This window comes from Paenibacillus sp. J22FR5 (assembly GCF_059691975.1).
Genome location: NZ_JCAUAN010000013.1, coordinates 141,832 through 159,626, shown reverse-complemented (window position 1 = coordinate 159,626; position 17,795 = coordinate 141,832). Strand labels below are relative to the sequence as shown.

Sequence of the window (17,795 nt, the reverse complement as noted above, 5' to 3'; positions counted from 1 at the left end):
ATTAGGTGAGTCGTGGAGATTCGTTCAATCCTTTGATTTTGACCGTCTGATTGCTTAAACTTCATAATAAGAGCGCCTCCTTGATGATGTTGGGTTAAACCCGTTGATAAAACCATCATACCGAGGCGCTCATTTTCTTTCAAAGTCCATTTCTTAGCACTAACAGGAATGTTTACTTGAATGAACAAATAGAGGAGCTGCCGCGAAGCAAGCCCCTCAACTATCGTACGCCGTTAGTGAAAAGATTTTTAAAACACGAGCCCTCGTACAACTAAACACGCCTTTGAAGCTTGACATTACATTCTGACGTTGTCGCAGTGACGTACTCCATATAATTCACAGAGCCGTTAAAGTTCAAATAAGCATCGTCATGGGCTTTTACTAATAGGATATTTCCATTTCCATCTTCTACAATTCCGCCTGCCGATACAATATGTGTCGGAAACGCCATTTCACGACCTCCTAAGATGGTAGAATTGTATAATTATTCCACATGGTTCCTCTACTTTCCTGCTTTCGTGAATTTATATGCTTGAAGGTACTCACGAAACGATTGAACTATGTAGAGTAAAGAGCTGGGGATGCCAGCCCCTCCTCATCAAACCGTACGTGTGGTTTTCCCGCATATGGCTTTCCGACGTTCTTCACCCAGGGCAGTACGGATTTCCGATGTACTTACAGATTTCAAGCCTGAACGCTGAAGCAGCAGATGCATCTCACTCCAAATTAGCCTGTGCTTCTTGTGCTTCTTATTCCAGAAAAGCCTCATTCTCCAAAGGATGTACCAGTCTACCTTGGCTAGGAAACCATTGGACTTCTTCCGAACGGGACAGAACCGGACGTGAACCTCTCGGCTCATCCGACTCCCATTATCCAGCCGTAGGCAGTATTCCTATCTGCCAGTGTGCAAACAGTTTGGGATAATTCTTTGCAAGTCGTCCCATCCAATTTATCGCCCGTGTCTTGTGGCTCTCCAGTTTCTTTATATTTCCTTCTTGCCCAATGGATGAGTGACAGAGTCTTGCTCTGCCTTTTCCTTAACGCTCACCACCAACGGCTTTTGACCGCAGCAGCTTAAGGTAGTTTGAAGCCTCCGCCTGCACAGCGACTCCGAAGGGCCCGCCTTCATCTTTTGTTCAGCATTGCTTTGGCTTTCTTACGCGCCATGCATTCGTGGCGCACGATCATCAGCATACCTAACCAGTTTTCCAAGATGAGAAAAACGCTTTTCCCAAATCGTATCGAGGTAGTTCAGATAGATATTGGCGAGTAACGGAGATATCACTCCACCCTGCGGACTTTCGATTTCCGTTTTGTGCCAAATCCCTTCCTTCGTCACACCTATTTCAAGCCATTGCCTGATTAATTTCAGGATTCGCTTGTCATAGATACGCTCTTCTACCAGTCTCAATAGTTTGCTATGCGAGATGCTATCGAAATAGCCCGTAATATCTACGTCGACTACCCAATTAACAATTCCCCCATTGACTCTATCCCGAATACATTTGATGGCATGGTGTGCCGACCTCTTCGGGCGAAATCCATAAAGAGCAATCTTTAAAATCTGCCTCAAAGATACCTTCGATCACCATTTTTGTTGCCATCTGCACAGTTCGGTCTCGGATTGTCGAAATTCCTAATGGACGAGTTTTCCCATCCGGTTTAGGTATCTTTTTCCGCTTCACAGGGGATGGCTTGTACGTCCCGTCCACCAACTGCTGCCTGATTTCTTCGAGAAAGGTTTCTTCTCCGTATGCTTGGACGATAGACTCAATCGTTTGTCCATCTACACTGGCACTGCCTCGATTCTTCTTCACTTGCAACCATGCTTCCCGCAGCGAAAAAAAAACTTTGTGCTGGGGAGGGTCTCCCTAGTTCCAGATACAACTTTCTCTACATGCCGTTCCCTATACACCGGAGAGTTCTTCCGCGCTGCTGTTCCAAGATCTTCGCGCGTTCTATAGCCTTCGCCGGGGCAGACGTGGCTCGGCTCCCACTTATCCCTTTCGGGTTCAGTTTCACGATGCGGTAGGATTCACTTCATTACGGCCTGCAGATTTGCTTCATCACGATATTTCGTGACTTTTCACAGGGCTTCAGCCGTTGGATTTCGCAAACGTCTGCCTGCTAGCTACGAGGCGGCTTGGTCCTTACCCCGACTGAACTTGCATCAGTTAGTTGTACCTAGCTTGGCTAGGCGCGTCCTGCCCGTTACTTGAAAGAACAAAAGAGCTGCCGCGAGGCAAGCTCCTCCACTATCGTTTCCCGTTAGAGCTTAACAACGCATGAGCCAATTTAGGTACACAAAACGGAGGTAATTCACCTAAATCAGAAAGGTCATCGCATAGATCAGGCCGAAAACGCCCAACGTCTGCAAGGTCACGAGCATCATATTCGTTGTGATCGTATCCTTGATATACGGAATGTAATGCGCATCATGATTTGCCATTTGGACGCCCTGGATGGAATGACAGCCTTTATTTTTGTTTTGATCTCCATTATCGAGTACGTAGAAGTCATCGTCTCCATGCTGGCGCTCTTTCGTTACCCGATATCGCACTACGGTCCACACATCCTCTTTACATCAGTCATCTGCTCATTTCTTTCTTACGCGCTTTCGATTATTGATTACATTTTTTTCATTTTCGGATTATTTTTAGCGAAAAATTTGAGTATTTTTGGGTAATTAAAAAAGCTGATATATACTGTTAAATCTAATGCTCGTAATAAATTCATGAATAGACGGCAATGCTACACACGACTTCGACTACCAAAAATGTTATTGAAGGTGAATAAAATGAATCCATTCGATAATCACAAAGGCTACAATCGGATCTACAAAGAAGGCGAATTGACGTTGGGCCTGTTTGTCCCAATTGAAAATTTCCGTACCCAGACACCAACGATGGAAAATCAAGTGGAATTGGCGCAAAAGGCGGAAAACTACGGATTCTCCGCACTGTGGTTTCGCGATGTGCTGTTAGAGGATCCCGGTTTCGGCGACCCTGCAGTTGGACAAATTTTCGACATGATGGTTTACTTGACATATATCGCTACTCAAACGAAAAAGATTGGATTAGGCACTGCCGCGGCCGTATTGCCGTTAAGACATCCTTTGCGTGTAGCGAAAGAAATCGCTTCTATCGATCGATTGTTTACCGATCGCCTTATTTTTGGCGTATCTTCTGGAGACCGTGGCGCAGATTTTAGGGGTTTAAATATTTCTGATGTCGGACGAGGAGAAGCATTCGTCGAGGCGTTTCATTTTATAAAAAGGGTTTTATACGAGGAATATCCGCCGGATCTTTTATTCGGTGCGAATCTTGTACCTAAACCGACAAAACGAATTCCGACATTAATTACGGGCCAATCCCAGCAGAGCTTGGAATGGAACGCAGAACACGGCGATGGTTGGATCTATTATCCGCGTAGCCCTTTCGAACAAAAGAATTCGATCAACGTTTGGAGAGAGTTGGTGGAGATTCATCAGCCCGGCGTTTTTAAACCGTTTACTCAGCCAATGTATTTAGACTTGGTCGAAGACCCGAATGAACCTCCGAGACCCATAACAAAAGGCTATAGAATCGGAAGCAAACACCTCGTCGAATTGTTAAATCTTTATAAGACTGTGGGAGTCAACCATTTAATGTTTTTCTTATACTACGGTCAAAGACCTGCCAACGAAGTCGTTCAGGAATTGGGCGAAGAGGTGTTGCCTCACTTCCCTCCGCATGAATAGCTTTCTATTGAGGGGGTTGTCTAAATCACCGCGGTTTTCACGAACACACGCTGTGGTAATTTTAGGGTTAATAGAATCAACTCCGCACCTCTTCCGGCTGCATCATTCGATCCTCATCACCGATTTTCAAACCTGCATTCGATGCCAGCTCCGTGTTAACGGTTAGAACGATATGATGATTCTGGTCCATAAAATGGATAGATCAATCCAATTTAATCATTGAGGAGTGCGTTCAGATGTCAATTAAAGCCGAATTAGAGCAAGCGAAGGAAGTATTTATCGCAACCGCACCAGAGGAGATGCAAGCGGGGTTTTTTCGTCACATGAAAGAGCAGCTTGAGTCGGACATCGTTTTCGGCTTGAAGGAAGGCGATAATGCTCCGAATTTCACGCTGGCAAATCCGCTTGGCGAGCAAGTAAGCCTGTATGACGAGCTTGCGAAAGGTCCGGTTGTTCTAACCTTCTACCGCGGCAGCTGGTGTCCGTACTGTAATATCCAGCTTCGGGCTTATCAACAATTGCTGCCGGAGATTGAGAAACTCGGCGGTCAATTAATCGCCGTCACGCCGCAAAGTCCCGACAACTCGCTGTCCCAAAAGGAGAAGGAAGAGCTCGCCTTCCAAGTAATAAGCGATCCGGACGGCCAAGTAGCCGAAAGCTACAACGTCCTCTATGAGGTGCCCGATTATCTTAAAACCATCTTTATCGACAATTTCGGTCTTGATCTCTCTGCGTTCAATGCGACCGATCGTTGGATTCTACCGGTTCCGGCGACGTATATTATCGATAAAGAAGGCATTATCCGCTATGCGTATGTCAATCCCGACTTTATGAAGCGGCTGGAGCCTGAGAAAATCATTGATCAACTGAAGAAGTTCTAAGGGAAGCGAAATAGATGAAGAAAATCTTGGCTATTTCATTGAAATAATTGCTTCAAGAGACACACCAATCATTGTTATGACTGCAACGTCTGGCTGAGCTATACGTGAGAGTCGATCGAATTGACCACGCTCACTCATTCCCATTTCATTTACTGCAACTTCTGAGTTCTTATCTATCTCTAGTATGGTCAAGGGAGCTACATCCACTTTACAATAACGGACTTGCTTCAACGCAATCATAATCAAATACATTAAGAACAAAGGCAAGCACGATACATCTAATTAACCGAATGATCAATTTCATCACCCTCTGGCGTTACAAGCTGAAACAGTACCGCTTCTTTCGGATCATCAAGCATCATATTACCTTATTCACCGTTATCACTTGTACGCCATTCCTCTGCGGTCTTGCAACAATCACGATTTGATTTCCACTTGTCAGCACTTTTTCGATTTTCGCTTGAACGACGACAACTACAATTTGACCAAGACGTATTATCTGACTTTCGCCTTTTGGCTCTGTTGAACTGTGACCTAATTCTTCTTCCAAACCAATGTTGTGAACAAAATCGTAATACTCTAATGCACCAGCTTCATCAGCGCTGAATAAAACCCATCTTTTAAGAAAGACACTTCATCCAAACATTTGTTCTAAAACTATTATTTACATGTATGGTGTCAGAATTAGAGAGAAAATAGTCTTCAAACCCCTTGATATTACCGGTCCCATTTTCACAATTTATGAGAAAGCTGTAGACAGCCGCGGCATATACTATCCCGGATTTTCATAATTAGAGCGAAATCCCGCTAATCGGATCATGCATAAATATACAAGTTTATTTATAGGGATGGAATAAGAAAAGGAGACAAAAAAACCGCCTTTCTTGGCGGTTACGAACTCTTGACGATATGAACAAGAATAGATGTAGCAAACTGGCCGGCTAATCGTAGCCATCATATTCTCCTTTTCCCCGCTCTATTCGGACTACCGAGCCCCATCGTTGTTTTGACCTCAATTAAAGTGGGTCGATCGGCTTCCTTCTTTGCCCTGTCAATTGCCGATGCTAAAGCGTCTACGTTGTTTTGTTCGCCCACAAGCAGGTACTGCCGTCCACTGGCTCAAAGAACTTTTGTTATAAGCAGAAGCTGTGGATCACGACCCAACCGAGGATCATGCTCCGAAGCATACGCGGTCAGAATTGCGTCGAGGCTCTCCTCTCCCGCATGCGTCAATGCTTTTCCTGTGCTTCTATTGATGATTTTCACCGTTCCTTCTTCCGCTTCTCTAAAGCTCCAATCGAGGCAATCGTTCTCTGATGGCTCAGTCAATAAAACAGGAAAATGATCATGATTTCTCGATAGATCAACCGCCAAAAAGCGATTATTGGACGCGCATTTGATACGGGCATACCCCTCTGCGGTTTGCTCGATGATCCACTTCTGGTTTGGATCCCCGTAAGAAAGACCTTTTCCGACTGCTTGGGTATCTGCCGCTGCAAGATAAGATTTTGTTTCGCAGATTCTGAACCGGTACAGCCCGGAGAAAGGAGCTTTCAAGGTGTTCCATTGCCCGGTTTCCAAATTGATGGTCACTTCATCGGCCCATTCCAGCTTCATCTCTCTCTCACTTTGAAAGGACAATGGAAGCAAAATATATGAAGATTTATGATAATCGGTTGGATCCCAACGGTCTCCGACATAAAAGTAACTGGTCGATTCTTTTCCCGGAATAGTTAGTATAAACGTCGGCTGCGAATCGTAGTTTGTCTGGTCACCAAGCAGAAAAAGTGACGACCAACGTCCGGTCAAAGTGTCAGAATAAGCGTAGGCTCCTTGATTCGGTGACCAACCGGTGCAGCCTGAAGAAATTAGAAAATAGACGCCGTTTCGCTTCATAACTGCAGGAGCTTCACGGTATTGTTCGGGCCACAATGTTTTTACATGTTCCTCAATGCTCAAATAATCGTCTGACAACCGATAGATCAGCAGGTCAGCATTGTCCCTTCCTGCAGAGATGAAATATGCAGTCCCGTCGTCATCCTGAAACAGCGTGCAATCCCGTGACATGTTGCCGAGCGGATTGAAAGAGCCATGATACGTATAATGACCATCTACCGTATCGCAGGACGCTACAGCACAGCGGGCTTCTCGATAATTTTGCCCGTTCTCCCAATGCATCCACATCACATATTTACCTGTCTTTTCATTATAGAGTACCTTTGGACGTTCAATGGTAGCTCCGTTTTCTGTCTGAAAGGGATTCAAGTCAAGCGATGTACGGTAGTATAAAGGTTTGACCTTTGAATACAGCGATAAAACATCATTGCAAAATTCCCACGTCTTTAAATCCCGCGACCTGTAACAAGACACCTTGACACCATTCCTCCGATTTTCACCAAACCAATAAAAATACTCGTCTGAGTATAAAAAACCTCCACCGTGTGCGCGGATTGCCTCGCCCCGTGTATCTTTCCAAGGAGCTTTATTTATAACTGTAGTAGTATTCAACATTTACGTTCCATCCTTTCTCCAATCCTGTATTGAGCAACTGAACAGAATTTCAACGGTGTTGCTGTGATTGGGATAGCGAATTCTTGATTCTTAAGCAGGTCGGATGTCACCCAACAGTTGCTTTTTGACTAATCGTGAACCAATCTTATGCCGATGTTCGAGGGATCGTGGACAATCCACGCTTGATCTTGCTCGGCAGCTGAAATGCCGGCATTTCTAAGCTGACTAAGCGTCTTTTCCAACTCTGATTGATTAGGGAATTTTATGGTGTAATAGAGCAGTCCAGTTCCATTGGAAGGTGGTATAGGAGCCCCGACTCCCGCCCACATATTTAAGCCGATATGATGATGGTACCCACCAGCAGAAATAAATGAAGCATCCGTTTCTTGAGCGCCATCTATAACAATATCAAATCCTAATAGATCACAGTAAAAATGTTTAGCCGCCTGAATATTGTTTACATGAAAATGAACATGTCCAATGGTCGTGCCTGATGGCAATCCATCCCATTCCCCATCTTTGGCTTCTTTCAGCAAGCCTTCCCAATCGATCGGGCTCGTTGCCATCATTTCATCATCCCAACTCCAGCTTTCACGCGGACGGTCACGGTATATTTCGATGCCGTTATTATCAGGGTCACTAATATACAAAGCTTCGCTTACACGATGATCAGCTTGACCAATTTGTATTCCCAAATGAACTAGATTTTGTAATGAAAGCCCTAAATCCTTCCTTGTAGGCAGTAAAATAGCGAAATGAAATAACCCGGCAGCCGACCTTTTAGTCGTTATCAAAGCATTCGGTATCTCTTCGAGCACTAACAGTGCATGATTGCCGTCCACAGTAAGCTCAGCTGTAGTCGCATCCTGGCTTAAAATCTTAAAACCAACTACCTCTAGATAAAAACGGATAGAACGCTCCAAATTACTAACTTTTAATTTCAATTCCCCGAGCTCAATATCAGGATTTATTTGTTGGGTCATGCGACTCACGGCTCCTTTTAATATTTTTTGAAGTTATTTATAATTAGTGAAATATTTAACTTTATTATTTTTACATGATACGCAAGAATCTCCTAGTTCGTTGTATGAATAATTCTCGATTAATTCCAGATAGTGAGTAGAACACATGTTCCCTGTCAAAAAATCATTGATATACATGACATCAAGTTCTAAGTGTTTTTTCTTAAATAATTCTAAAGCATTCTTGAAGTTTTCGGTATTTAAAACCCTTTTATGAGCCATATGAAAGGACTCAATCGTTTCGCTAAAAGAGACCTTCATTCCAGCTTTTTTTGCACGATATCCTAATTCAATATCTTCAAGTCTAAAAAAGCTATAATCAAACCCATCTAACTTATTCACCAATTCAAAAGGTACAGATAGATTCCCGGTCAATACACCATACCAACGAAGAGGCCATAAATTTTCCTGTGTATTGAGGTAAGGAGATACAACCCGAGATAAGGTTTCTACATGTCTCCTATATCTTATTAAACGATCGTTAGCTATCTCTTCATATATGAACGATTGTGATTTCTCATCTAAACCTCTAAACATTTCCCATCGTATTCCTACTAAAAACGTTGGAAACTCGGTTTCCTTATGGTATTTAATATGGTTTTCAATTCCCGAGGGCAATAATAATCTATCGTCATCTAGAAAAATCAAAAGGCTATTTTCTGATTTGATTTGACTTATCCCCTTATTCCTTGCAAAGGCTGCTCCATTATTATCCGTCTTTACATATTGAATATTTAAATGATTACTCCATTTCATAACAACATTTGCAGTGTTATCTGTAGAGCCGTCATCACAAATAATAATTGAAAAGAAAGGGTAGGTTTGCTGAGAAAGAGAAAACAATGTTAAATCCAAATACGAAGATTTATTAAACGTATTTATAATGACAACTGCATTCATATCTCACCCACTCACTCTCTCGTCTATAGACAATTCACGAACTTTCCAATTCCCACCATGCTCAGGCAGCTTAGATACTGTTATTATTTGTGAAGGAATTTTATATTTCTCCATATGATTGGAACAATAGCTTTTAATATCAAATACACTTAAGTTCTCTTCACTTGTAACGACGTAAGCAATTAAATGGTCAGAATTATCTTTCACAACTTGATCAATCTTACATGCAGAAATGCTTGGATGGTTTAATAAAACGGACTCAACTTCTTTGGCAGATACTTTCAAACCCCCAATATTAAACATTTTTGATCTCCCTATTATTTTTAATGACATATTTGAATCCAATTCTCCTTGATCTCCGGGAATAAACCAACCATTAGAAAAATGCAATTTATTTAATGAATCATCGTTACAATATCCATTTGACATTGCGGGACTTTTAATATGAATATTATTTTCATTATCAATTTTTAATTGAACCCTGGGGTATGGTAAACCTACGCTGTCGTAACCACCACGTGACGAGCGATTAATTGAAATCGGACCGGTTTCGGATGACCCATATTGAATAGATAAAGGAGTTCCATAAATTTCAAGAAATGCTTGAGCATCATCAGAACTAAGTGCACCACCCGAAACTAGAAATAGTTCAGTTGGTTCAATTTTTTTACTGGGTCTGCTCGTTAAGAGTTTAATGATATAAGGGACAGTCAAGACAAGATCAGGTTTTAAGTTTTGCGTATTCTGGGCTATATCATTTGGTAGAAAACGATTTGATAAGCATAACAACCCACCTTTTCCCATGGTTGAAATAAAAGCACAACCGAATGCAAATGCATGTCCTAATGGGAGGTGAGTCCAGGTTTTTACTCCGCTGTTAAGTTCGTTTCCTTCCGTAAAAAGTTCGTATTCTTCCTTTAACTGTGCATATGTTCTTGGTACTATTTTAGGATTACCTTCCGTACCGGAGGTTAATAAGAAAAGCCCAGGGAGTTCTTTATACAACAAAGATTCAGTTTGCTTGTTATTTATACGCCATCCCTTTGTATCCCATATAAAATCTGGAGATATTAGACTTATTTTGTGTTCAACAGACATCCCGTGTATGCGAGGCTGTAAAATTGAAATTCTACAATTCAGTTCAATGCAAGCTAATACTACAGTTAACATAGGAATGGAATTATCTCCTAGAATTACGATAACACTTCCCTTTTGGACACCTTTATTTTTCATTAACGTGATTTCACTATGTACAGATTGCTTTAAAACACCGTAACTACAAGAAATACCGGATGTTGTATCTAGGACTGCCTCATGAGTGTATACCGTTTTCTCCCAAAGAATATTGAACACTTCATTCATGCAGATGCATCTCCAATCGGTTCTTTACGAGCTTCAAAATAATTCATGATCGCATTTAAAGTTCTAAAGTTTTCCATTACAAAATCTTCATCATCTACTTTAGTTCCAGTTTCATCTTCCATACGAACTATCAATTCAACAAATTGCATAGAATCAATATTCATAACTTCAATTAAATCATCGTCCAAGTTCATGTCGCCTTTATCCTTAATTCCCATGTCACGAAGTATATTATCAAGCAGTGAATAAACCATGTTATCCATTATTTAATCGCTCCTAATTATATTAGATAAGTGCCTTACAGTTATTCAAAAAAGTTACATCTTTCATGCAGGCATTGATTGGATCTGAACCAAACCATTCAATAGATACAGGACCAGGGAATAGTTGATGCAGCTTCTTACAAAATGGTTCATAATTAATTTTTCCTTCATTTAAATTTCTTATCTCTTCACCCTTGTCATATGGGTTATAGACATTTTCAGGACTAAATATGAATTCCTCTTTAGAAGTGGCATTCTTCAGATGAACGTGATATGTTCGCGATAAAAAATCTTCAATAAGTAGACTTTCGATTTCCATACCACTCTGCCACATATGATAAACGTCTAAATTTAAACCTACAGCTTTATTGCTAAATTCATTTAAAAATTTTGTTACAGACTCTGAGTTATCTAACAAAGTATTAGGGTGAGTTTCAATTGCAATTCGTATATGGTCTCTTTCTGCAAGATTACATAGCTCGGATAGTCTGCTATAAAATAAGTCCCAGTGCTTGTTAGAAGCAAAACTTGAACCTGGTGCTCCTGTAAAAATTCTGATTAAATCGCATTCTATTTCTACAGCTGACTGGATTGCTTTCTGAAAATTTTTTTTAGTGTTTAAATATAAATCTTCTGTTGATGTTAATGCTGAATCTATGCTTATCATCGTAGGTTTTAAGTTCGTTTCTTTTAATGCTCTTTTCCATTTCAGTGCCGAATCCAGCTCCAAGATATGGGGCCCCCATATCTCAATTCCCTCGAAGCCAGAATCTACTGCAAATTTAATCATTTCACTAATTCCTATTAGTCGATACCTGAATGCGACTGTTGTAAAACTAATTAGCAAGAGAGCTCACCTACCCTTCACTTTTTTTCAAAACATGAGTAAGATTACTAATTAAACTATTTAAAAGGGATACCTCTGTGTTAACAACCTCATCAATTAATGGAAGTAATTTATGAATAACTTCCTTATCTTTGAAAATTAGATATCTCAAAAAAAAGTTTCTAATTACCTCCACTTGTTTGGAAAGAGCTTTAAATTGAACAATAAGTGAATCACTTCCTATTAGTCCTTCTTCTTTCATATAAATTAATCTTTCAACCATAAACTTTTTATGATCAAGGAGTATCTGAAAAGGTCGCCTGTCTGGATAATAACCCTCTTTTTCATCTGACAAGTTTTGTAAATATTGTTTTAAAACCTGATAAACGTTTATTCCACAAACATTATTTTTAAATGGCGGAGTTCTAAGCATAGAAAACTTCTTAACTATATCTCTTGAATTTATGTAATCATCAATCGCTTCAACAACATTGGATAGATTAAACGGGTAATGTTCCTTCTCGTTAATTTTGTATACATAAAACGGTAAGTCATCTCCCTTTACATGATTAAACGGGTTGACATTAAGAAATGCCTCTTCAATCTCACAATAACGATTAGTGGAAAAACGATATTTCCTAGTATCAAATATTCCTCCTGTATAGAACAATTCTTTCTCATCGTCATACCCATAAATAAGAACCTCATGTATAACATGTTCATTTTGATAAAAAGTTGTATTCGGTAGATAGTAATCATTAAGATAAATGGAGACATAATAGTTCCTATCTAACATCTCTTTGATATATTCAGAAATTGTTTTGTTAGACATAGACAATATTCGGGATAGGTTCTCATATATTATTTTTTCAGTTGTCCTTCTCAACCATGGATTGAGATCATAATAAAAGTAATCAAATTTCACAAAATCAAAATTTGTTTTCTCACCTGTAAAGCCTTCATTTGTGCCAAGATGTATAAAATTGCTATATATCCATGGATGACAAATGCGATAGTTAGATACAATGGATAGTTGAATTGAATGCCATGTATACGAAGTAATGGCGGGATATGTAACGGGAAGCGTTTTTTGCATATTCATCACCTCAAGATAAAGTTAAGTTCATTACCGGCTGGGGGGGGAAATCTTATTGCCAATACAAAGCCTCTTTATTAACTTTTCCATTTAGTGTGAGAGGCATTTTTTCAACTCTTTTAAAATGCTCAGGAATCATATATGAGGGCAAGAATTGCAACAAAAATTGCTTTAAGTCATGTAATTCTGATCCGTTCACTGAAACATAAAATGCACATAAATACTTCTGCCCAAGCGGATCATTATATACTTTAGTTATCGCTTCTTTAATACTTACATGATTAGTCAAAATTGATTCAATTTCCCCCAATTCAATTCTAACTCCATTAATTTTAACTTGATTATCTTTCCTACCGATTAGTGCAATTTCTCCATCTGGCAGCCATTTGGCAAGATCACCAGACCGATACATTCTTTTTCCATTATGAATTATATATCTCTCATTATTTAATTTCTCTCTGTTCAAGTACCCGCGCGCCAAACCCTTTCCACTAATATAGAGTTCACCTAACACACCTACAGGAAGCATATTCCCGTCTTGATTTAATATAATCGCCTCTACATTGGGTAATGGTTTACCAATATTTATATCCTCCGAAGAAGAAACTTTTTTCATGGTGGTGTAGATAGTCGCCTCTGTTGGTCCATAGCCATTATATATACTAGAACTGGTTATTAATTCCAAATCATTCAATAGTTTTTCGGGAAACTTCTCTCCTCCGAGAATGATTTTTTTAAGTTGCGAGAAGGCCACCAAATTGGGAACGCTATTCAATATGAATTGCAATCTGGATGGCGTCATTTGGATAATATCAATATCATATTTTTTAATAAAATTGTTTATAAGACGGGGGAAAAATTGAAGATTCGCATCCCCAACTACAATACATAAACCTATTGTTAATGGAAATAATGCTTCTATTATAAAAATATCAAATGAAATTGACGTTTGTAACAAAATTCGTTTATTATCACTAAATTCAAACTCTTTTTCCATCCCTTTGAATAAATTGACTAACGAATGATGCTCTATGATTACACCTTTAGGCATTCCAGTTGTACCAGATGTATATAGAACATAGGCAGTATCATTTTCTTTTACCTTAGCTTTATTAAATGCCTTATTTTGTTCCTCCATTAACAAATCAGTATGGTCATCTATTGTGACTATTTTAATAGGTAGATCCTCTAAACATTTATAAACTCTTTCATTAAACTTTTTTGTTGTTATTATTGTTGTAATATTGGCATCAATAATAATTTCTTTTAATCTATTATCCGGAAGAGCTGGGTCTATCGGGATAAATCCATATCCAGCCTTAAAAATGCTCAAAATAGAAACCATCAAATAATGGCTTCTTTCCAAAATAATAGCTATTAATTGTTGTGATTTGGCAGAATTATCTGACATTAAAATTTCCGCTAATGCATTGGTCATATAATCCAAGTCGGCATATGACAACTCAATTTCATTGTTAATTATTGCTGTTTTATTTGGGGTTAGCTTAACTTGTTTTTGGAACATATCTATTATTGTTTGATCGTGAAACGGGAAATCAACTGTAGTTTTATTAAATGCATTGGTTATTTGATCTCTTTCTTTATCAGTAATAATTTGAATCTCACTTAATTTTAAGTAAATATTATCTGAAACTTGTTCAATAATCTTCAAAAAATGGCCTTCCATATTATGAATGACATAATGTTCATGAACATCTGGATTATAGGTTAGATTTATAATTAATTCCTCATCTAATTCAATGATTACAAAACAGGAACACAGGTTAGTAACAGCAATTCTCTTACATTGATCAATCATATTATTTCGATCAGAAAAGCTAAATACTTTATTTAGTATTAATATAAAATGACCAAGATTATTATCATTGAAATATTCCCTACAAGAATTATTATTTATTGAATTTCTAATATTGATATCTTCTAGTAATTGAGCATAAGTTATATTTTTGTCACTTGAAATATTGACCTCATTATCGAAACAGCCAAAAATTACATCCCCCTCATGATTATATTTGTGCATTAATATACCCCAAACCGATTTCAAAATAGTTTCAACTGGAATTTTAGATATTTTTTCAATTCCTTGAACTTTCTCCATATATTTTTTATCGATTCTGATTGTATAAGTTTCGAACTCCCCACCATGATGTAATAAACTCGATTTTAAAGGAAGAGTATTTTGAGAAGTAAATAGATGATTATAACTAAAAAGATCTATATGCTCTTCAGTCATTTCGATTAAACCCCCGTCATCGTTAAAATCCGCTGCTCATTAACCTGACCATTATTTATTCAAATAATTGTTTATCTGTTCGACAATCTTCTCAATTGTCGAAAAATTTTCAAATAGTAAATCTCCGTCATCAAAAGTAATATCGAAAATCTCTTCTAAATTAATAATCAAACTCATCATTTTTAAAGAGTCCAACCCATTATTATCTAAGTACTCGTCATACTGAATATCTTGTGTAATATTCAGTAAACTTTTAACCTGAGCATCTACTTTTTGGTATAGATCGTGTTCCAATATCAACACTTCTCCTCTATTATTAATTTCAACCCACGTTTGTGGTTTGTGGCTCACTCTACCTTGACAGCATTGGTCATTAATAAGTCAACTAGACGATTAAGTAATGTTCTCTCGTCTGTTTTTATTTTATTAATTAATGATACTATCTTATCTGGACTTTGATATTTATTATCTGCAAGAAGTAATTGATTTTTCAGTACCAAGTTTTTAAGAACCCTGGTGTCCCTATGAATATTTTCATACTCTAGATATATATGATTTAACGATATATGATAGATATTCTGAATGTATTTTAATCGAGATAGCATACATGCTTTATGCTCCATTAATGTATGATATCCTCTAATATCTAGAATAGAATGTTCTATGGCTAAAACTAAATAATCATAAACGTTTATACCATACATGACTTCAACACCTGGTAATTCAACAACCAACGGAGATAGAAATTGTTGTGGTTTAGTTCCAATTAAATAATTATTTAGTTGTTCTATTACTTTGGTTAGATTGAAATTATAATTTACTTCATGATCCATTTTGAGCAATCTTATTGGACTGCTCGGAACTGATGATTCATTCATAAATCCAATTTCGAAATCTTTATATGAACTGAACGTTTCTCCATAATGACCGTCTTGTTTGTAACCGATAATATTAAATATTTGCTTTTCATCATCAAACCCGTAGACCAGTACTTGGTGATTAAGAGGTTCATATCCCCCATATTGAAGATTTGGTATATAGTATTCATCAACATTTGTATTAAAATAAAAATTTAACTGTAAATTCTTTTTAACAAATTCAACAATTGATTCTTCACCACTAATAAATTCATTTCTAGAGATTTTAAGGTATTTATTTAAAAAAGGGTTGGCATTTAATCCTCCGTTATTGAAGTGAATAGGAGCTTGGTTTTCTTTAAAGGAATTAATATCTCCAAATAGTTCTATAAAATTTGAGTAATACCACGGTAATGTTTCTTTATGTTGTAAAGTGATAGATAGATGATAACCGTACATCATATACCCATTTATTGGGGGATCGATCAATTCTAGCTTTTTCTCTTTCATTTGAAATCCTCCGCTAATTAAGTTAACGTACTACTTATTTTCTTCATTAAGTTGACACCATATTGATTTTTGTGTTTTAAAATTTCAATGCTTTTTTCTTCTTTCTTATCTACTTCAATGATAATGTCATACCGAAATTTTGTTAGTTCGTTTTCAATTGTGTGGTGTTTCTTTGAAAAATACACATTCTTTATTTCTTTAAGTTCACATCTCAGATCTTCAAAAAACTTTCTATGGACAAACATTTCCTCGGATAAATCAGTCTTTGTATGATAATTAATGTTTTTTTGTTTAAATTCGACTAATGATTGTAACAGTTCCGGTTTTGTTTCCAAGTCCATCACATCCCCGATAAATAACACCCCTTTTTCCCCAAGTAATTCAATTGATTTAATAAGAACTTTTCTTAAATAGTTAAGTCCATGAAATAATTGAATCACGCTATTCATAATTACAATTTCAAAGTTCCCTTCTTCAAGTTTGTCAATTTCATGTGCTGGCAAACATTGAAGCTTAATATTTTTTATGTTTTCTTTAGTTAACCTTTGTTTGTTTTTCTCAATAATGATATTTGATAAATCTGTTCCGTAATACAAATCAACATATGGAGCGATTTTAAACATACTTAATCCTGAAGCACAACCAATCTCCAGCACTTTTGCTTTTTTGTGTAAGTATGGATCAATTTTTACTAATATATTATTTGAATATTCCTCCATTTCCTTATGAGTAAAGTTTTCTTTTGTATAACTATTAACCCATCCACCTCCAGTAATATCATCAATTGAATTATTTCCGACGTATTCCCATAATCTTTTATTCATTAATTTATTTTTTTCATACTCATCTACTGAATAAACATCATCGCTGTCAATACAGATATAGCTATTAAATCCGTTACATTCCCATTGAGAATTATTTAAAGTTTTAATAAATCTCACACTTGAAATTATGACACCTATTGATTCAGTGTTAATCATTCTCTTTATTTGTTCTTCATCATTTTCCGGATCAATTACAATGAATTTATACCCAGCTTTTAAAATACTTATAATTGCAATGCTACGATCAAATGATTCAGTAAGTAGAATACCAACAGGGAAATTTTCTATAAAATTGGATTGGGTCTTGATGTAAGCAGATAATTCGCTAATCATTTCATCAAGCTCTCTATAGGTTAGCTGATGCTCATCATACTGAATTGCAATGTTATTGGGGGTTGTTCTAGCCTTAGTTTCAAAGTTCATAACGAACTCTTTACTTCCCTCACTATTGGAATAACCTATACACGAATAATCACATTTTTTATCCATAGATATCCTCCCACTATATTTTAATGTTTCTCGCTTTTTCTCACTCATTCTTAGAATTTCAACCAACGATAATTATGTGAGTTGGAGAAGTTATGTAGTGATGGCATAATTTTCTAACGAAACCGGTGGTGAGAATAGCGGTTGGGATGTTTTTCTTAATTTGTGGATGAGTCGTATGAGTACTTTTCCAAAGTACCAGCGGGTATCCATCCCACTAATCCAAATAATACCAAAAAAAACGATAATTCCAATTGTAATTTC

20 protein-coding genes and 3 pseudogenes are annotated in these 17,795 nt (G+C 37.5%); 2 read left to right on the top strand and 21 right to left on the bottom strand.

Annotated elements, in window-relative coordinates; all coding sequences use genetic code 11:
- The 6 genes and pseudogenes from AC58P7_RS18310 to AC58P7_RS18285 all read right to left on the bottom strand — a co-directional run.
- Positions 1-188, bottom strand: a 188-nt coding sequence (locus AC58P7_RS18310; RefSeq protein ID WP_497345288.1) for a hypothetical protein, incomplete at its 3' end; no start/stop codon positions are given.
- Between the two features lie 83 nt (positions 189-271).
- The gene (locus AC58P7_RS18305) at positions 272-451 is read right to left on the bottom strand and encodes a hypothetical protein (RefSeq protein ID WP_497345286.1); all 180 of its coding nucleotides are present in this window, start codon (positions 449-451) and stop codon (positions 272-274) included.
- A gap of 147 nt (positions 452-598) precedes the next feature.
- Positions 599-859, bottom strand: coding sequence for a hypothetical protein (locus AC58P7_RS18300; RefSeq protein ID WP_497345284.1), 261 nt, complete (start codon positions 857-859; stop codon positions 599-601).
- Positions 860-1,156: 297 nt separating this feature from the next.
- Positions 1,157-1,573 (bottom strand): reverse transcriptase domain-containing protein, encoded by a 417-nt coding sequence (locus tag AC58P7_RS18295; protein WP_497345282.1) that lies wholly within the window; start codon positions 1,571-1,573, stop codon positions 1,157-1,159.
- Positions 1,491-1,817: a hypothetical protein gene (locus AC58P7_RS18290; protein WP_497345280.1), complete on the bottom strand. Its 327-nt coding sequence runs from the start codon at positions 1,815-1,817 to the stop codon at positions 1,491-1,493. The genes AC58P7_RS18295 and AC58P7_RS18290 overlap by 83 nt, the downstream gene beginning before the upstream one ends.
- Positions 1,818-2,335: 518 nt before the next feature.
- Positions 2,336-2,460, bottom strand: a pseudogene (locus AC58P7_RS18285) (sugar ABC transporter permease); the annotation flags it as partial.
- Between the two features lie 337 nt (positions 2,461-2,797).
- On the opposite strand from AC58P7_RS18285, the gene AC58P7_RS18280 reads away from it, so the two are divergent.
- Positions 2,798-3,739, top strand: a complete 942-nt coding sequence (locus AC58P7_RS18280) for an LLM class oxidoreductase (RefSeq protein ID WP_497345278.1) — start codon at positions 2,798-2,800, stop codon at positions 3,737-3,739.
- 20 nt (positions 3,740-3,759) lie between these two features.
- Here the strand turns inward: AC58P7_RS18280 and AC58P7_RS18275 are convergent.
- A pseudogene (locus tag AC58P7_RS18275) lies at positions 3,760-3,902 on the bottom strand (short chain dehydrogenase); the annotation flags it as partial.
- A 73-nt stretch (positions 3,903-3,975) separates the two neighbouring features.
- On the opposite strand from AC58P7_RS18275, the gene AC58P7_RS18270 reads away from it, so the two are divergent.
- Entirely contained in the window at positions 3,976-4,620 is a 645-nt protein-coding gene (locus AC58P7_RS18270) for a peroxiredoxin-like family protein (protein ID WP_497345277.1), read from the top strand.
- Between the two features lie 57 nt (positions 4,621-4,677).
- Here the strand turns inward: AC58P7_RS18270 and AC58P7_RS18265 are convergent.
- The 14 genes and pseudogenes from AC58P7_RS18265 to AC58P7_RS18200 form a co-directional block, all read right to left on the bottom strand.
- Positions 4,678-4,815, bottom strand: a pseudogene (locus AC58P7_RS18265) (Mur ligase family protein); the annotation flags it as partial.
- A 163-nt stretch (positions 4,816-4,978) separates the two neighbouring features.
- On the bottom strand, positions 4,979-5,170 hold the full coding sequence (locus AC58P7_RS18260; protein ID WP_497345275.1) for a hypothetical protein: 192 nt from the start codon (positions 5,168-5,170) through the stop codon (positions 4,979-4,981).
- A 404-nt stretch (positions 5,171-5,574) separates the two neighbouring features.
- Entirely contained in the window at positions 5,575-5,715 is a 141-nt protein-coding gene (locus AC58P7_RS18255) for a thiamine pyrophosphate-binding protein (protein WP_497345273.1), read from the bottom strand.
- A gap of 24 nt (positions 5,716-5,739) precedes the next feature.
- Positions 5,740-7,131, bottom strand: a complete 1,392-nt coding sequence (locus tag AC58P7_RS18250) for a family 43 glycosylhydrolase (RefSeq protein WP_497345271.1) — start codon at positions 7,129-7,131, stop codon at positions 5,740-5,742.
- Between the two features lie 128 nt (positions 7,132-7,259).
- Positions 7,260-8,114 (bottom strand): VOC family protein, encoded by an 855-nt coding sequence (locus AC58P7_RS18245; RefSeq protein WP_497345269.1) that lies wholly within the window; start codon positions 8,112-8,114, stop codon positions 7,260-7,262.
- 33 nt (positions 8,115-8,147) lie between these two features.
- Complete coding sequence (locus AC58P7_RS18240; RefSeq protein WP_497345267.1) at positions 8,148-9,053, bottom strand: glycosyltransferase family A protein; 906 nt, start codon at positions 9,051-9,053, stop codon at positions 8,148-8,150.
- Positions 9,054-9,056: 3 nt separating this feature from the next.
- Positions 9,057-10,415, bottom strand: coding sequence for a class I adenylate-forming enzyme family protein (locus AC58P7_RS18235; RefSeq protein WP_497345265.1), 1,359 nt, complete (start codon positions 10,413-10,415; stop codon positions 9,057-9,059).
- Positions 10,412-10,678 (bottom strand): acyl carrier protein, encoded by a 267-nt coding sequence (locus AC58P7_RS18230; protein WP_497345263.1) that lies wholly within the window; start codon positions 10,676-10,678, stop codon positions 10,412-10,414. Before AC58P7_RS18230 ends, AC58P7_RS18235 begins: the two co-directional genes overlap by 4 nt.
- 22 nt (positions 10,679-10,700) lie before the next feature.
- Positions 10,701-11,468, bottom strand: coding sequence for a sugar phosphate isomerase/epimerase family protein (locus AC58P7_RS18225; RefSeq protein ID WP_497345262.1), 768 nt, complete (start codon positions 11,466-11,468; stop codon positions 10,701-10,703).
- 67 nt (positions 11,469-11,535) lie between these two features.
- Complete coding sequence (locus AC58P7_RS18220; protein ID WP_497345260.1) at positions 11,536-12,600, bottom strand: cysteine peptidase family C39 domain-containing protein; 1,065 nt, start codon at positions 12,598-12,600, stop codon at positions 11,536-11,538.
- Positions 12,601-12,652: 52 nt separating this feature from the next.
- Complete coding sequence (locus AC58P7_RS18215; protein WP_497345258.1) at positions 12,653-14,854, bottom strand: amino acid adenylation domain-containing protein; 2,202 nt, start codon at positions 14,852-14,854, stop codon at positions 12,653-12,655.
- Between the two features lie 51 nt (positions 14,855-14,905).
- Positions 14,906-15,148 (bottom strand): acyl carrier protein, encoded by a 243-nt coding sequence (locus tag AC58P7_RS18210; RefSeq protein WP_497345256.1) that lies wholly within the window; start codon positions 15,146-15,148, stop codon positions 14,906-14,908.
- Between the two features lie 53 nt (positions 15,149-15,201).
- Positions 15,202-16,221, bottom strand: a complete 1,020-nt coding sequence (locus AC58P7_RS18205) for a hypothetical protein (RefSeq protein WP_497345254.1) — start codon at positions 16,219-16,221, stop codon at positions 15,202-15,204.
- Positions 16,222-16,238: 17 nt separating this feature from the next.
- Positions 16,239-17,534 (bottom strand): class I SAM-dependent methyltransferase, encoded by a 1,296-nt coding sequence (locus AC58P7_RS18200; RefSeq protein WP_497345252.1) that lies wholly within the window; start codon positions 17,532-17,534, stop codon positions 16,239-16,241.
- Positions 17,535-17,795: the final 261 nt, after the last annotated feature.

Coding starts and splice junctions, on each gene's coding strand:
- AC58P7_RS18305 (WP_497345286.1), bottom strand. CDS start 451: ATGGCGTTTCCGACACATATTGTATCGGCAGGCGGAATTGTAGAAGAT.
- AC58P7_RS18220 (WP_497345260.1), bottom strand. CDS start 12,600: ATGCAAAAAACGCTTCCCGTTACATATCCCGCCATTACTTCGTATACA.
- AC58P7_RS18225 (WP_497345262.1), bottom strand. CDS start 11,468: ATGATTAAATTTGCAGTAGATTCTGGCTTCGAGGGAATTGAGATATGG.
- AC58P7_RS18280 (WP_497345278.1), top strand. CDS start 2,798: ATGAATCCATTCGATAATCACAAAGGCTACAATCGGATCTACAAAGAA.
- AC58P7_RS18270 (WP_497345277.1), top strand. CDS start 3,976: ATGTCAATTAAAGCCGAATTAGAGCAAGCGAAGGAAGTATTTATCGCA.
- AC58P7_RS18245 (WP_497345269.1), bottom strand. CDS start 8,114: ATGACCCAACAAATAAATCCTGATATTGAGCTCGGGGAATTGAAATTA.
- AC58P7_RS18205 (WP_497345254.1), bottom strand. CDS start 16,221: ATGAAAGAGAAAAAGCTAGAATTGATCGATCCCCCAATAAATGGGTAT.
- AC58P7_RS18250 (WP_497345271.1), bottom strand. CDS start 7,131: ATGTTGAATACTACTACAGTTATAAATAAAGCTCCTTGGAAAGATACA.
- AC58P7_RS18200 (WP_497345252.1), bottom strand. CDS start 17,534: ATGGATAAAAAATGTGATTATTCGTGTATAGGTTATTCCAATAGTGAG.
- AC58P7_RS18240 (WP_497345267.1), bottom strand. CDS start 9,053: ATGAATGCAGTTGTCATTATAAATACGTTTAATAAATCTTCGTATTTG.
- AC58P7_RS18300 (WP_497345284.1), bottom strand. CDS start 859: ATGAGCCGAGAGGTTCACGTCCGGTTCTGTCCCGTTCGGAAGAAGTCC.
- AC58P7_RS18235 (WP_497345265.1), bottom strand. CDS start 10,415: ATGAATGAAGTGTTCAATATTCTTTGGGAGAAAACGGTATACACTCAT.
- AC58P7_RS18215 (WP_497345258.1), bottom strand. CDS start 14,854: ATGACTGAAGAGCATATAGATCTTTTTAGTTATAATCATCTATTTACT.
- AC58P7_RS18230 (WP_497345263.1), bottom strand. CDS start 10,678: ATGGATAACATGGTTTATTCACTGCTTGATAATATACTTCGTGACATG.